Origin of the sequence: Paenibacillus sp. FSL H7-0442 (assembly GCF_038593105.1) — a bacterium.
GTDB classification, from domain to species: domain Bacteria; phylum Bacillota; class Bacilli; order Paenibacillales; family Paenibacillaceae; genus Paenibacillus; species Paenibacillus polymyxa_D.
The window spans coordinates 403,303-417,744 of record NZ_CP151963.1 but is presented as its reverse complement, the minus strand read 5'-3'; the positions used below and the strand labels follow the sequence as shown (position 1 = coordinate 417,744).

The window sequence follows — 14,442 nt, the reverse complement described above, 5'->3', positions numbered from 1 at the left end:
GCGCTCCTTTCGCATCGGCCGCCTATCCTTTAACCGCTCCCGCAACCATGCCCTTGGTGATATTTTCGGACAGAACAAAATAAATAATAATGACCGGTAAGGCACCCATGACTAGAAAAGCACCAATATTACCGTAGTTCACAGAATACTGGCTGACGAACGTATATACGCCGAAAGGGAGAGTTTTGAGCTTCTCGGACGAGATAAAGGTGGCAGCCATAATGTATTCATTCCAGATATTAATGAAAGTTAAAATACATACCGTCATGGTAGGCGGAATCGAGATGGGTAAGATTACACTGCGGAAAATACGATAAATGCTCGCTCCGTCAATGTAAGCGGACTCTTCAATTTCGTGGGGAATGGACCGCATAAAGCCGGATAGGATGAAGACCGCAATCGGTGTCTGAAAAGCAATGTAGGGTAAAATCAGTGAGAAATACGTATTCAGAATATGGACATTTTTAAACATCACCATCAGCGGCAGCAGTGTAGCTTGCATCGGGATCATCATCCCGATTAGAAACATGGTCAGCACAACAGCCCCGAAGCGCCAACGAAAACGTGTAATCGCATAAGCAGTCATCGAGCTTAATAAAATGACGAAAATCATCGTAACCCCGGTTACCAGCACACTGTTTCCTAAATAACGCAAGTAGCTCCCTGATTCATAGGCTTCCTGATAGTTGTGCCACTGAGGCACTTGAGGGAGTGCAAAGAAGCTTGAGCTCAATATCTCTTCATTTGTCTTCAACGAATAGGTCAGAAGCCAAAAGAGTGGATACAGCTGCGTGACAATCAAGATTGCCAATAAGGAAAAGACTCCCGTTTTCTTCAAGACATTCAACAGTTCCATCTCCTTTAGCTTACCTTATTTTCGATTCGTTTGAAAACAAAATTTATCACAATTGTAAATGACAAGCAAATCACTACGAGAATTGAAGCCAATGCACTGCCATATCCGTATTTCATCGATAAAAAGGACATATTGTACATATACGTAGATACTGTATCCGTCGCATGGGCTGGTCCTCCACCCGTCATCACCCAAATCAAATCAAACGATTGCAGGGAGCCGATAAATGCTAATACAATTGATATCTTGAAAATAGGTACAATGAGCGGCAGCGTAATATAGCGGTCTGCTTTGAATCCTTCAGCTCCATCAATTTTGGCTGCTTCGTACAGCTCATTCGGTATATTTTGTACCCCGGTAAACTGGATAAGCAAATGATAGCCAAAATACTGCCATAACGATACAAAATAGAGGGCGTACATCGCGATCTGCGGTTCCGTCAGCCATGAGCGTGTCCAGCTTTCCAGCCCAATCGCCAGCAAAATACCGTTCAGCATTCCACCCATCGAGGCTGGATTATAGATCGTCTTCCACAGCTGCCCGATAATGACCACCGACAGAATAACCGGCAGAAAATACATCGTTACCAGCGTATTGGCCTTACGCACATAGCGATTAAGCAAGATCGCCAGCAGCAGACAAAACGGAATTTCCAGCATGGAAAACACAGCGAACATCATAGTCCGTTTCACGGATGGCCAGAACACTGAATCTGATGTGAAAATCCGCTCAAAATTAGCCAGCCCCACAAACTTTGCCTTGGCGATTCCGTTCCAATCCAGCAATCCGCAATATACCGACACCAAAATTGGAACAAATACCATACAGGTATACAACAACAGGCAGGGTAGCACGAAAACGGCAATGGTACGTGCTGGCACCTTCAGTACATTCATGCTCTAATCTCCTTTATGTTGATTCTGAACATCTTCTGAGGATGTACAACCTACATGATTTCCAATCAGGGAAGAAGCATTCCGCCCCCTCCCTAGTGCCTGCTACTTCGGGATTTTGCAAAATTCCAATCCAGTCACTCCAAAGTGCAATATCTAGATGAACTGGGCCATTTCGATCTATATACTGTTCATCGGAAGTCGCTTACTGGATTTTTGTAAAATCCTCACTTATTTATTCGCTTCAAAAGTGTTTTGATGTTCCTTGGCAACTTGTGCGGAGTCTTCTTTTTGTACGAACAGGTTTTGAATGCTACTCAGATGCGCCTGCGCAATAGCCGGATTCATCGTATTATCAAAGGCGAGATCGCCCCCTTTTACATTCTTGAACAGCTCATTAAGACTAATTGCTAACTCGGAGTAGCCCGCTTCCTTCAGGTCCCCTTTCATTTTCTGACCACTGCCAATCGCATTTTTCAGATCAAACTGAATTTTGGGCATCTCCTTAATAAAATAATGCAGAAAATCCTTCGTCTCCTGTAAATGTTCACTGTTCGCAGATACCGCAAATGCGCTGCCCGGCGCAATTACGTACTCATTCACATCACCCTTGCCATTCACCGTAGGGAATTGAAACGCTCCTACCTTACCCGCTACCGAAGAAGCATCAATTGACCCCGTTTCCCACGTACCCATGATATACATCGCGGCTTTTCCTGTTTTAAAAATATTACCACCTGCATTGTAGTCAATAGACGTAGCTCCATCCGGGAAAGCTCCTGCCTGCACCAATTCCTGAAATGCATCCACCGCTTCCACAAAAGCCGGGTCGTTAAACGTCTTTTTGCCGTCCAGTACATCATTGAGAAAATTCGGTCCTTCATTCGTACGCAACAAAATGTTCATAAAAAGGAGGGACCCCGTCCATGAATCCTTTTCCCCAATGGCAATCGGAGTAATTCCCTTCGCCTTCAGCGTTTTGACCGTCGTAATCAGCTCGTCAAAGGTGGTCGGCAACTTCTGGATTCCCGCCTGCTTGAACAGTTCCTTATTGTAAAACACCACTTCTATATTGTTGCCGTCCGGAAAAGCGTAGAGCTTATCATCGAAGCTATAGTAATTAAGAAGTCCATTCTGGAACGTATCTTTTAACCCCTCTTTATCAGCCACATCGTTTAATGGAGCTAGCAGCCCGGCATCTACGAATGGCTTCATCTGTGCAGCAGGGTTTACAATCGTGATATCAGGCACTTCCTTCGCCGCTGCCTGTGTTTTCAGCTTAAGCTTTTGTTGATCTGTATTTAGCGAATCCAATTCAATTTTGACATGAGGATGATCCTGCTCGTATTGACCTACAATTTGCTTAATCATTTTGTACGAAGGGGTGCTCGGATCAGGATTGATGTTCTGAAAGGTAATCGTAACATCTTTCGTTGCGGTGCCTTTGCTCGGTTCTCCTGAATTTCCCGGACTTGCGCTTTGTCCGTTATTACAAGCTGCCAGCGTCAATGCCAAGGCGCTCGCCATCATAATAGCAAACGCTTTCATTTTTGTTCTGCTCATGGTCTTTTTCCTCCTCTTGTTGAAGCATTGCGCAATTTGCCCTCCTTATTGGTGGACACTCAATGCCCGCTTGTTCTTTTCATTATGTTCCATAGAAAAGACGTGAACAATGCGTGAACTTAAGGAGAAGGGTTTGTTTTTTCAAGCCCTCATTTGCGTGCTTCAAAATTCATTCATATCATAACTTGCAATTTATCTAGAACACAGGCATAATATGAATAAGATCATCATTTGATAATGATTATCATTATTAAATGATAAATACACATAGACTTTAAAGGAGGCAGGACCGCAGTGAAAGAAACTTTCAGTAAAACCTCCCTGCATATTGATGATTATTTGGACCTTCTCAATCTTGCCGTACAAGTCGGAGATACCAAGTGGCAAAAAGAAATTACCCGTAAACTTCAAGCCTTGAGTGTCCTTCAGACAGAACAGGTTGAAATAGATTAACTGCCCCAGTTAATACTGTCCTCAGTTAAAAATACTGACTAGGCACCACTATATAAAGGACAACCAAGATACCATAAAACTTTTGACCGAATCCATAATGGTGATCTTTCAGGTGAATGATAAATAAATCGGTTATAGGAAAAAGAGCACAGCCTTAACGGGCTGTGCTCTCTTTTATCGTGCTTGGCGACGTCCTACTCTCCCAGGACCCTGCGGTCCAAGTACCATCGGCGCTGGAGGGCTTAACGGTCGTGTTCGGGATGGGTACGTGTGGAACCCCTCCGCTATCGCCACCAAACATGAATTTGCTACGCAAATTCTTCCGTAAGGTTATTCGGTTCATCACTTATTGTGTGAATGAATAGCCATGCGCTTGTCGTATGTCACTTGTACATACCTTCAAGGTTACACCCTGAAAACTGGATCCGAAACTCATTGCGCTTTATCTTTAGGATAAGCCCTCGACCGATTAGTATTGGTCAGCTCCATGCATTACTGCACTTCCACCCCCAACCTATCTACCTCGTCGTCTTCAAGGGGTCTTACATACTGGGAAATCTCATCTTGAGGGGGGCTTCACGCTTAGATGCTTTCAGCGCTTATCCCTTCCGTACATAGCTACCCAGCGGTGCTCCTGGCGGAACAACTGGTACACCAGCGGTACGTCCATCCCGGTCCTCTCGTACTAAGGACAGCTCCTCTCAAATTTCCTACGCCCACGACAGATAGGGACCGAACTGTCTCACGACGTTCTGAACCCAGCTCGCGTACCGCTTTAATGGGCGAACAGCCCAACCCTTGGGACCTACTTCAGCCCCAGGATGCGATGAGCCGACATCGAGGTGCCAAACCTCCCCGTCGATGTGGACTCTTGGGGGAGATAAGCCTGTTATCCCCAGGGTAGCTTTTATCCGTTGAGCGATGGCCCTTCCATGCGGTACCACCGGATCACTAAGCCCGACTTTCGTCCCTGCTCGACTTGTAGGTCTCGCAGTCAAGCTCCCTTCTGCCTTTGCACTCTTCGAATGATTTCCAACCATTCTGAGGGAACCTTGGGGCGCCTCCGTTACTCTTTAGGAGGCGACCGCCCCAGTCAAACTGCCCACCTGACACTGTCCTCGCACCGGTTTACGGTACCAAGTTAGAACCTAGATACGATCAGGGTGGTATCCCAAGGATGCCTCCCTTCAAGCTGGCGCTCAAAGTTCGACGGCTCCCACCTATCCTGTACAGATCGTACCCAAATTCAATATCAAGCTGCAGTAAAGCTCCATGGGGTCTTTCCGTCTTGTCGCGGGTAACCTGCATCTTCACAGGTATTAAAATTTCACCGGATCTCTCGTTGAGACAGCGCCCAAGTCGTTACGCCATTCGTGCGGGTCAGAATTTACCTGACAAGGAATTTCGCTACCTTAGGACCGTTATAGTTACGGCCGCCGTTTACTGGGGCTTCGGTTCATAGCTTCGCCCCGAAGGGCTTACCACTCCCCTTAACCTTCCAGCACCGGGCAGGCGTCAGCCCGTATACTTCGCCTTGCGGCTTCGCACAGACCTGTGTTTTTGCTAAACAGTCGCTTGGGCCTTTTCACTGCGGCCCCCTCGGGCTATTCACCCTACCGAGGCACCCCTTCTCCCGAAGTTACGGGGTCATTTTGCCGAGTTCCTTAACGAGAGTTCTTCCGCGCGCCTTAGAATTCTCTTCTCGCCTACCTGTGTCGGTTTGCGGTACGGGCACCTTCTCCTGGCTAGAGGCTTTTCTTGGCAGTCTGAGATCATGACCTTCGCTACTACAATTTTCGCTCCCCATCACAGCCCAGCCTTACGATGTGCGGATTTGCCTACACACCAGCCTCACTGCTTAGACGGACATCCATCAGTCCGCGTCACTACCCTACTGCGTCACCCCATTGCTCATAACGGATTACGGTGGTACAGGAATTTCGACCTGTTGTCCTTCGACTACGCCTATCGGCCTCGCCTTAGGTCCCGACTTACCCTGAGCGGACGAACCTTCCTCAGGAACCCTTAGGCTTTCGGCGGATCTGATTCTCACAGATCTTTTCGTTACTCATACCGGCATTCTCACTTGAATGCAGTCCAGCGCTCCTTACGGTACACCTTCAACCCGCATTCAACGCTCCCCTACCCCTGATGCAAGCATCAAGCCATAGCTTCGGTGGTGTGTTTAGCCCCGTTACATTTTCGGCGCAGAGTCACTCGACCAGTGAGCTATTACGCACTCTTTCAATGGTGGCTGCTTCTAAGCCAACATCCTGGTTGTCTGTGCAACTCCACATCCTTTCCCACTTAACACACACTTGGGGACCTTAGCTGATGGTCTGGGCTGTTTCCCTTTCGACAATGGATCTTAGCACTCACTGTCTGACTCCCGGAACTAAATCTATGGCATTCGGAGTTTGACTGAGCTTGGTAACCCTTGCGGGCCCCGCACCCAATCAGTGCTCTACCTCCACGATTCTTCTTTCCGAGGCTAGCCCTAAAGCTATTTCGGGGAGAACCAGCTATCTCCGGGTTCGATTGGAATTTCTCCGCTACCCCCACCTCATCCCCGCATTTTTCAACATGCGTGGGTTCGGGCCTCCAGTGCGTGTTACCGCACCTTCACCCTGGACAGGGGTAGATCACCCGGTTTCGGGTCTACGTCCACGTACTCATTCGCCCTATTCAGACTCGCTTTCGCTGCGGCTTCAGCTCTTCACCTTAACCTTGCACGGGAACGTAACTCGCCGGTTCATTCTACAAAAGGCACGCCATCACCCCTAGATCGGGCTCTGACTTCTTGTAAGCACACGGTTTCAGGATCTATTTCACTCCCCTTCCGGGGTGCTTTTCACCTTTCCCTCACGGTACTGCTTCACTATCGGTCGCCAGGGAGTATTTAGCCTTGGCAGATGGTCCTGCCGGATTCATACGGGGTTTCACGTGCCCCGCACTACTCGGGATCCGTCTCGGAGAGAACAAGTTTTGAACTACAGGGCTTTTACCTTCTCTGGCGGGCCTTTCCAGACCTCTTCATCTAACCGGTTCCTTTGTAACTCCATGTGAGACGTCCCACAACCCCAAGGAGCAAGCTCCTTGGTTTGGGCTAATCCGCGTTCGCTCGCCGCTACTGACGGAATCACTATTGTTTTCTCTTCCTCAGGGTACTTAGATGTTTCAGTTCCCCTGGTCTGCCTCTATTCTGCCTATGTATTCAGCAGAAAGTGACTGTCGATGAAGACAGCCGGGTTTCCCCATTCGGACATCCCCGGATCAAAGCTTGCTTACAGCTCCCCGAGGCCTTATCGTTGTTCGCCACGTCCTTCGTCGGCTCCTGGCGCCTAGGCATCCTCCGTGTGCTCTTTGTAGCTTAACCTAGTATTTACATCGTAAATACGATTTGCTTTGAATTTCGGTTCAACACTTACGTGTGAATGAAATTCAAGGCAGCTACCTTTATTTCACTTGTTTACACAAGATCAGCTTAAAGGAATATTCTAAAACGCAATTTCGTTTCGGTATCCAGTTTTCAAGGTGCAATTCGCTTCATCGAAGCGAAACCCGATGAATATTTCGGTTCCACACGAACGTGTGAATGAAGTATTCGTCGAAGCTTGAGAGTTTGAGCTCTCAAAACTGAGCAACGAGTGAGTAAGTTCAGGATATTCATTTCATTCACACGAATGTGATGAACCGAATTGAATATCCGGTCGCAGGTACGTTATACCTGCTAATTTGAATGTTTCCATCGCAGGAAACGATTCTCCATAGAAAGGAGGTGATCCAGCCGCACCTTCCGATACGGCTACCTTGTTACGACTTCACCCCAATCATCTACCCCACCTTCGGCGGCTGGCTCCCTTGCGGGTTACCCCACCGACTTCGGGTGTTGTAAACTCTCGTGGTGTGACGGGCGGTGTGTACAAGACCCGGGAACGTATTCACCGCGGCATGCTGATCCGCGATTACTAGCAATTCCGACTTCATGTAGGCGAGTTGCAGCCTACAATCCGAACTGAGACCGGCTTTTCTAGGATTGGCTCCACCTCGCGATTTCGCTTCCCGTTGTACCGGCCATTGTAGTACGTGTGTAGCCCAGGTCATAAGGGGCATGATGATTTGACGTCATCCCCACCTTCCTCCGGTTTGTCACCGGCAGTCTGCTTAGAGTGCCCAGCTTGACCTGCTGGCAACTAAGCATAAGGGTTGCGCTCGTTGCGGGACTTAACCCAACATCTCACGACACGAGCTGACGACAACCATGCACCACCTGTCTCCTCTGTCCCGAAGGAAAGCCATATCTCTACAGCGGTCAGAGGGATGTCAAGACCTGGTAAGGTTCTTCGCGTTGCTTCGAATTAAACCACATACTCCACTGCTTGTGCGGGTCCCCGTCAATTCCTTTGAGTTTCAGTCTTGCGACCGTACTCCCCAGGCGGAATGCTTAATGTGTTAACTTCGGCACCAAGGGTATCGAAACCCCTAACACCTAGCATTCATCGTTTACGGCGTGGACTACCAGGGTATCTAATCCTGTTTGCTCCCCACGCTTTCGCGCCTCAGCGTCAGTTACAGCCCAGAGAGTCGCCTTCGCCACTGGTGTTCCTCCACATCTCTACGCATTTCACCGCTACACGTGGAATTCCACTCTCCTCTTCTGCACTCAAGCTCCCCAGTTTCCAGTGCGACCCGAAGTTGAGCCTCGGGATTAAACACCAGACTTAAAGAGCCGCCTGCGCGCGCTTTACGCCCAATAATTCCGGACAACGCTTGCCCCCTACGTATTACCGCGGCTGCTGGCACGTAGTTAGCCGGGGCTTTCTTCTCAGGTACCGTCACTCTTGTAGCAGTTACTCTACAAGACGTTCTTCCCTGGCAACAGAGCTTTACGATCCGAAAACCTTCATCACTCACGCGGCGTTGCTCCGTCAGGCTTTCGCCCATTGCGGAAGATTCCCTACTGCTGCCTCCCGTAGGAGTCTGGGCCGTGTCTCAGTCCCAGTGTGGCCGATCACCCTCTCAGGTCGGCTACGCATCGTCGCCTTGGTAGGCCTTTACCCCACCAACTAGCTAATGCGCCGCAGGCCCATCCACAAGTGACAGATTGCTCCGTCTTTCCTCCTTCGCCCATGCAGGAAAAGGATGTATCGGGTATTAGCTACCGTTTCCGGTAGTTATCCCTGTCTTGTGGGCAGGTTGCCTACGTGTTACTCACCCGTCCGCCGCTAGGTTAGTTAGAAGCAAGCTTCTAACTAACCCCGCTCGACTTGCATGTATTAGGCACGCCGCCAGCGTTCGTCCTGAGCCAGGATCAAACTCTCCATTAAAGACCAACCGAAGCTGGTTTATAGAAAGAGCGATAAGCTCATTTTGAAACTGACGAGATAAAATATCTCTTGTTTGATTTTGCGAACAAAATCGTTTTACTCACTCGTTGTTCAGTTTTCAAAGATCAAACATTTCTCTTTCGCTGCGTTTTTCAGCAGCTATAAGATCATATCATGTTCGTTTCAAAAATGCAAGGGCTTTTTTTTTAAAAAAAAGATCATTTCACCCAAGTTTTTCGCTTTTGAAACTGCTGTTTTGTTGTCAGCTCAAATAATATATCATTTTCGGCCAGAGAAAGCAACTTGTAAAAATATCCTTTTTTTTTAAATATGGGATTTCTTCCTCCTTTTATTCAACCATTATTAGAATTAGCTCCACTGTTACTTCAAAACGGTTGGTGCATAAAATGTCATGCATTCAGTTCCATTTAATATATATACTTTATTGCTAATTAGCCGCTATACGACGTTAATTAGTTATTTGGTAATCTATGTTGTTCGTACCCCATGTGCTAGATTGCTATAAGACCTGCGGCAAGGCGAAGTCTCTTGGACCCCGCCTAATGGTATTCATATATTAGAGGCGACAAATTTCATGGGCACATTGGCCGTACGAAGGACAGCAGCACATGCCACGTAATACCTTGAGATCGTGAATGACAATCTTTCCATCCCTTGTATCTAGGGTTCCCTGCTCTTTCAGCGCGCTCAGCATCCGGTTCACACTCTCGCGCGTCGCTCCAATCATCTCACCTAATTCGGAGTGACTTAGCTTCATATTTAGTAAAATGCCATCCTTCACAGCCACGCCACATGTATTGCTAGCACGGATCAATGTAGACGCTAACGCTCCAGTTTTACCATACAACAGTAAGTCCCGAAAACGCGATTGCATAATGCGTTGCTTCATCGCCATCCACTGGATGAACTGAAGTGCCATTTCCCCATTTTTGGACAAGAGCGACTCCAGATCCTTAACAAGCACGACGCCTAACTCACACACATCAGCTGTTTCCGCAGTGCAACTATACTCTTCTCCATCTATCCCGCTAAATTCCCCAATTAAGTCGCCTTGATGCTGAATGGTCAGAATCAGTTCTTTACCATCTTCTGTCGATTTACGAAGTTTGACATGACCTGAATGTATATAATAAAGCTGCTCTGCATCATCGCCCTCTCGGAAAAGCATAACGCCTGCCTTTACCTTCTTCCAGGACATAATATCTTTTAGCAGATCAAAATGCTCATCTGTCAAATAAATCTGAATTCCCGTGCGTTCCGCTTCGTCCCCAAACCGTTCCATACAAGTGGCTTGCATGTTAGCGTCCTCCTCGTGTTTACCTGATATCTATATCATAATGTTTTAACGCCTGGGTTGTTATCGGGAGAACACCTGATTTTATACCTTCCTACTCCCTGATTTGCTGTGATAAATATCACTTCTGAAGTAAGCTAACGCCCCATTTATCGACCATTTCCCTACTCCTTATCCGACCAGATGAAAAGTCAGTGTTTCCTGCGCCTATAGATCAGGGGGTTCCCCGATCTACTTTTGCAACTGTCGAAACTACAATGAACTAGAGATATAGTTTGGTTATGAAAAAGGATGTGTCTTCTATGCTAAAAATAACGGATGAAATGCGAAAAGAACTGAACCAGTTGAGAGATACTATTTATGGTGATCTCACTGCCCTTGCATTTATGTCTAAGTCAGGTGGTAAGTTGCATTGGTATTACGCCTCTGGTAGCCGAAGCAATCGCTATCGCCTTATTTCTTTTAAGATTGGCCATGGTATTGCCGGTATGGCTGTTCGCTTGGGACGTACCGTAACTGTAAGTGCTTTGCTATCAGGTAGTATACGTCTGCGTCAGGAATGTGCACTAATGCTGGCCGAGCAGCTTCACTCTGCTGTTGCCATTCCCTTTTCCAGCACAGGGGATCTGCCCAACGGTGTGCTGCTTCTTGGTAATCGTGATGTGAGGATGTTCACAGAGTCTGATATAGCCGAGGCTACTCAAGTAGCTCAACGCCTTAGCCAACTATGTGCTTACCCTCTCACTCCATAGCTCAACAATGTTTCTATAGATAATGATCCTCATCAGATACTTGATATAGCTGTCCCTAACTATCTTTGTTGATTGAAATCCCTAAAATTTGCTATGATTATGACAAAACGTACGGTTTTTTACCGTTCGAGGGGATGACAAATTGATTCGTATACTAGTAGTGGATGATCACGTTGTCGTACGTTCTGGCCTCATGGCCCTATTGGACGGCAAAAACGGTATTAAGGTAGTAGGAGATGCAGCAGACGGGGATGAGGCAATCCGCAAGGCAGTGGAGCTACAACCTCATGTTGTGCTCATGGATTTTAGCATGCCACCTGGAAAAGATGGTCTCACAGCAACCACTGAATTAAAAAAACAGCTGCCCGATACAGAAGTCCTTATTTTAACGATGCATGACGATGAAGAATATCTGTTCCGAGCCATTCAAGCTGGAGCATCCGGATATATTTTAAAAAGCGCACCTCACGAGGAGTTACTCGCTGCCATCCAGTCTGTGGCCGAAGGTAGTGCCTATTTGTACCCGAATGCAACCAAACGACTGATGAGTGAATATCTGGACAAAATCAAACAGGAAGGCATAGCCGGACCCTATGAATCCTTGTCTGAGCGGGAGAAAGAGATTCTATCCTGGGTAGCCAAAGGTTATGCCAACAAGGAAATTGCCGAGCATCTGGTGATTAGTGTCAAAACCGTAGAGTCCCATAAAAGCAATCTTATGGAGAAGCTTAACTTGAAAACACGACCTGAGCTAGTCAAATTTGCACTAAAAAAGGGGCTGCTCCATTATGAATGAACCTTCTAACCCTTTACTGCAGCATGCCTTTGGTGAATCAACCGATAAACTGCTGAATGATCTGGAAATTTATATACCAGAATCCCCTTTTCTTCATGCGCTGCGTAACTCACTCCACCAATTATCCAATCTGAAATTTGCTCTAGATACGTCTTCCATCGTTGCTTTGACCGATCATCGAGGTATTATTCAGTACGTAAACGACAAGTTCTGTGAGATTTCGCAATACAGTCGTGAAGAGCTGATCGGTCAGGATCATCGTCTCATTAATTCAGGCTATCATACCCCCGCCTTCATGAAAAACCTGTGGACTACGATCCGTTCAGGTGAGGTATGGCAAGGAGAAATACGTAATCGTGCTAAAGATAACAGCTACTACTGGGTGAATACTACGATCGTTCCGTTTATGGACGAGGAAGGTAAACCCTATCAGTACTTAGCGATCCGCAATGAGGTCACTAAACTGAAGAGAGTAGAAGCTGAACTTCAGTCTATGATGACACAAGTCATGCAAATACAGGAAGAAGAACGTAAACGCTTTTCAAGAGAGCTGCATGATGGGATAGGGCAAAGCTTATTTTCACTTATTATCCAATTGGATAGCCAACTTGCCGAACAACCTAGTGCTACTCTGGAGAATCTCCGTTCGCAGGTGACCGACATCATCAAAGATGTTCGTGGTCTAGCGTGGGAACTTCGTCCCTCAGTTCTGGATGATCTGGGTGTCGTCCCAGCCATAAGAACCTATATTGAAAACTTCTGTTCTCATTACGGGATTGAGGTGCATTTTCAATGCAATCTACGTAAACGGGTTGATATTCGCAAGGAAATTGCAATTTATCGGATTGTACAAGAGGCATTAACGAATGTAGCCAAATACGCAGATGTAGCAGAGGCATATGTCGACGTTGAGGATCAAAATGAAATGATACAAGTGACCATTCGGGATAAAGGCATTGGATTCTCTGGAAAGTCCCAAGGAGAGGGAGTTGGATTGTTCAGTATGGAAGAACGAGCTAGAGGGGTAGGGGGATTTATGAGCATAACCTCTGCTCCAGACGAGGGAACCTCCATCCAGCTGACCATTCCCGTGTAAAAACTGTCCACTAGATCGGTTATCGGTGTATACCAGTTGCATGATCAGAACGATATACACCGATACCGAAGATTATGGATAATCAACACATTGTGGATTACATGAGGATAAATACAAAAAAAGAGAGAGCTCTGTCCCCAGACAGGCTCTCTTTATTTATAAGGTGTCACCACTGAGGCAACAAGAATCCGCTATAGCAAAAAGCGGGTGATGGGAATCGAACCCACGCTACCAGCTTGGAAGGCTGGAGTTCTACCATTGAACTACACCCGCAAAACAGTATCGGGATGACACGATTTGAACATGCGACCCCCTGGTCCCAAACCAGGTGCTCTACCAAGCTGAGCTACATCCCGACATTATACATTTTTTTAAGAAATGGCGCGCCCTGAGAGATTCGAACTCCCGGCCTTTTGATTCGTAGTCAAACGCTCTATCCAGCTGAGCTAAGGGCGCATATTAAATTCCATAATGAGTAGTCAAGGCGCCACCCAGATTTGAACTGGGGATGAAGCTTTTGCAGAGCTTTGCCTTACCACTTGGCTATGGCGCCGTATGGATAATGGAGCGGACGACGGGAATCGAACCCGCGACCCTCGCCTTGGCAAGGCGATGCTCTACCGCTGAGCCACGTCCGCAAAATATGGTGCGGTCGAGAGGACTCGAACCTCCACGGGGGGTTAGCCCACACGGACCTGAACCGTGCGCGTCTGCCAATTCCGCCACGACCGCAAAATAATTATAAATGGTGAGCCATGAAGGACTCGAACCTTCGACACCCTGATTAAAAGTCAGGTGCTCTACCAACTGAGCTAATGGCTCTTAATGGCTGGGGATATAGGATTTGAACCTATGCATGACGGAGTCAAAGTCCGTTGCCTTACCGCTTGGCTAATCCCCAATAAATTAAGAATAAAGGGCGGCCGATGGGGCTTGAACCCACGAATGCCGGAGTCACAGTCCGGTGCGTTAACCACTTCGCCACGACCGCCATATGATTATGAAAAGACTGGTGGAGGATGATGGATTCGAACCACCGAACCCGTAAGGGAGCAGATTTACAGTCTGATGCGTTTGGCCACTTCGCTAATCCTCCAAAATGGTGCCGGCGAGAGGACTTGAACCCCCAACCTACTGATTACAAGTCAGTTGCTCTACCAGTTGAGCTACACCGGCATATTAAGTTAAATGGCGGAACCGACGGGATTCGAACCCGCGATCTCCTGCGTGACAGGCAGGCATGTTGGGCCTCTACACCACGGTTCCAGAGGCAACTCTCTTAGTTGAAAGTAATTGCGGAGGCAGGATTTGAACCTGCGACCTTCGGGTTATGAGCCCGACGAGCTACCGAACTGCTCCACCCCGCGACAGTAATAATTATTTATTTTTCA

At 47.4% G+C, this 14,442-nt stretch carries 8 protein-coding genes, 13 tRNA genes and 3 rRNA genes; 4 read left to right on the top strand and 20 right to left on the bottom strand.

The features are described 5' to 3' along the window. Positions 1 to 22: 22 nt before the first annotated feature. The 3 genes from MHH57_RS01860 to MHH57_RS01850 form a co-directional block, all read right to left on the bottom strand. On the bottom strand, positions 23 to 847 hold the full coding sequence (locus tag MHH57_RS01860; protein ID WP_342434757.1) for a carbohydrate ABC transporter permease: 825 nt from the start codon (positions 845 to 847) through the stop codon (positions 23 to 25). A gap of 14 nt (positions 848 to 861) precedes the next feature. Then, a complete protein-coding gene (locus MHH57_RS01855; RefSeq protein ID WP_029514651.1) occupies positions 862 to 1,752 on the bottom strand; it encodes a sugar ABC transporter permease in 891 nt (296 codons plus the stop codon). Positions 1,753 to 1,980: 228 nt separating this feature from the next. Then, a complete protein-coding gene (locus MHH57_RS01850) occupies positions 1,981 to 3,312 on the bottom strand; it encodes an extracellular solute-binding protein (RefSeq protein WP_029514650.1) in 1,332 nt (443 codons plus the stop codon). Positions 3,313 to 3,606: 294 nt separating this feature from the next. Between MHH57_RS01850 and MHH57_RS01845 the strand changes: the two genes are divergently transcribed. Next, on the top strand, positions 3,607 to 3,765 hold the full coding sequence (locus MHH57_RS01845) for a hypothetical protein (protein WP_165147892.1): 159 nt from the start codon (positions 3,607 to 3,609) through the stop codon (positions 3,763 to 3,765). A 181-nt stretch (positions 3,766 to 3,946) separates the two neighbouring features. Here MHH57_RS01845 and rrf read toward each other — a convergent pair. The 4 genes from rrf to MHH57_RS01825 form a co-directional block, all read right to left on the bottom strand. Then, positions 3,947 to 4,063, bottom strand: a 5S ribosomal RNA gene (gene rrf, locus MHH57_RS01840). Positions 4,064 to 4,214: 151 nt separating this feature from the next. Further along, a 23S ribosomal RNA gene (locus MHH57_RS01835) occupies positions 4,215 to 7,141 on the bottom strand. Positions 7,142 to 7,536: 395 nt separating this feature from the next. Beyond that, positions 7,537 to 9,092 (bottom strand): 16S ribosomal RNA (locus MHH57_RS01830). Together the 16S, 23S and 5S rRNA genes form the textbook arrangement of a ribosomal RNA operon. Before the next feature lie 577 nt (positions 9,093 to 9,669). Next, on the bottom strand, positions 9,670 to 10,410 hold the full coding sequence (locus MHH57_RS01825) for a Crp/Fnr family transcriptional regulator (protein WP_029516024.1): 741 nt from the start codon (positions 10,408 to 10,410) through the stop codon (positions 9,670 to 9,672). A gap of 299 nt (positions 10,411 to 10,709) precedes the next feature. Here MHH57_RS01825 and MHH57_RS01820 point away from each other — a divergent pair, with 299 nt between their 5' ends. The 3 genes from MHH57_RS01820 (at position 10,710) to MHH57_RS01810 (ending at position 13,051) form a co-directional block, all read left to right on the top strand. Further along, the gene (locus tag MHH57_RS01820) at positions 10,710 to 11,159 is read left to right on the top strand and encodes a GAF domain-containing protein (protein ID WP_342434756.1); all 450 of its coding nucleotides are present in this window, start codon (positions 10,710 to 10,712) and stop codon (positions 11,157 to 11,159) included. A 142-nt stretch (positions 11,160 to 11,301) separates the two neighbouring features. Next, on the top strand, positions 11,302 to 11,955 hold the full coding sequence (locus tag MHH57_RS01815) for a response regulator transcription factor (protein WP_029516026.1): 654 nt from the start codon (positions 11,302 to 11,304) through the stop codon (positions 11,953 to 11,955). Beyond that, on the top strand, positions 11,948 to 13,051 hold the full coding sequence (locus MHH57_RS01810) for a PAS domain-containing protein (protein ID WP_029516027.1): 1,104 nt from the start codon (positions 11,948 to 11,950) through the stop codon (positions 13,049 to 13,051). Before MHH57_RS01815 ends, MHH57_RS01810 begins: the two co-directional genes overlap by 8 nt. A gap of 202 nt (positions 13,052 to 13,253) precedes the next feature. On the opposite strand, the gene MHH57_RS01805 is transcribed toward MHH57_RS01810, so the two are convergent. From MHH57_RS01805 to MHH57_RS01745, 13 genes are all read right to left on the bottom strand, one after another. Continuing rightward, positions 13,254 to 13,324: transfer RNA gene (locus tag MHH57_RS01805), tRNA-Gly, on the bottom strand. Between the two features lie 9 nt (positions 13,325 to 13,333). Continuing rightward, positions 13,334 to 13,407, bottom strand: a tRNA-Pro gene (locus MHH57_RS01800). A 23-nt stretch (positions 13,408 to 13,430) separates the two neighbouring features. Continuing rightward, positions 13,431 to 13,507, bottom strand: a tRNA-Arg gene (locus tag MHH57_RS01795). Between the two features lie 26 nt (positions 13,508 to 13,533). Continuing rightward, positions 13,534 to 13,604, bottom strand: a tRNA-Cys gene (locus MHH57_RS01790). A gap of 10 nt (positions 13,605 to 13,614) precedes the next feature. Further along, positions 13,615 to 13,689: transfer RNA gene (locus tag MHH57_RS01785), tRNA-Gly, on the bottom strand. 6 nt (positions 13,690 to 13,695) lie between these two features. Then, positions 13,696 to 13,783, bottom strand: a tRNA-Leu gene (locus MHH57_RS01780). Between the two features lie 14 nt (positions 13,784 to 13,797). Beyond that, positions 13,798 to 13,873: transfer RNA gene (locus MHH57_RS01775), tRNA-Lys, on the bottom strand. Positions 13,874 to 13,877: 4 nt separating this feature from the next. Beyond that, positions 13,878 to 13,952: transfer RNA gene (locus MHH57_RS01770), tRNA-Gln, on the bottom strand. Positions 13,953 to 13,969: 17 nt separating this feature from the next. Continuing rightward, positions 13,970 to 14,042, bottom strand: a tRNA-His gene (locus tag MHH57_RS01765). 19 nt (positions 14,043 to 14,061) lie between these two features. Continuing rightward, positions 14,062 to 14,147: transfer RNA gene (locus tag MHH57_RS01760), tRNA-Tyr, on the bottom strand. Between the two features lie 4 nt (positions 14,148 to 14,151). Continuing rightward, positions 14,152 to 14,227 (bottom strand) — tRNA-Thr (locus tag MHH57_RS01755). Positions 14,228 to 14,240: 13 nt separating this feature from the next. Further along, positions 14,241 to 14,317, bottom strand: a tRNA-Asp gene (locus MHH57_RS01750). 27 nt (positions 14,318 to 14,344) lie between these two features. After that, positions 14,345 to 14,418, bottom strand: a tRNA-Met gene (locus MHH57_RS01745). Between the last annotated feature and the right edge of the window lie 24 nt (positions 14,419 to 14,442).

Coding starts and splice junctions, on each gene's coding strand:
- MHH57_RS01855 (WP_029514651.1), bottom strand. CDS start 1,752: ATGAATGTACTGAAGGTGCCAGCACGTACCATTGCCGTTTTCGTGCTA.
- MHH57_RS01850 (WP_029514650.1), bottom strand. CDS start 3,312: ATGAGCAGAACAAAAATGAAAGCGTTTGCTATTATGATGGCGAGCGCC.
- MHH57_RS01825 (WP_029516024.1), bottom strand. CDS start 10,410: ATGCAAGCCACTTGTATGGAACGGTTTGGGGACGAAGCGGAACGCACG.
- MHH57_RS01820 (WP_342434756.1), top strand. CDS start 10,710: ATGCTAAAAATAACGGATGAAATGCGAAAAGAACTGAACCAGTTGAGA.
- MHH57_RS01810 (WP_029516027.1), top strand. CDS start 11,948: ATGAATGAACCTTCTAACCCTTTACTGCAGCATGCCTTTGGTGAATCA.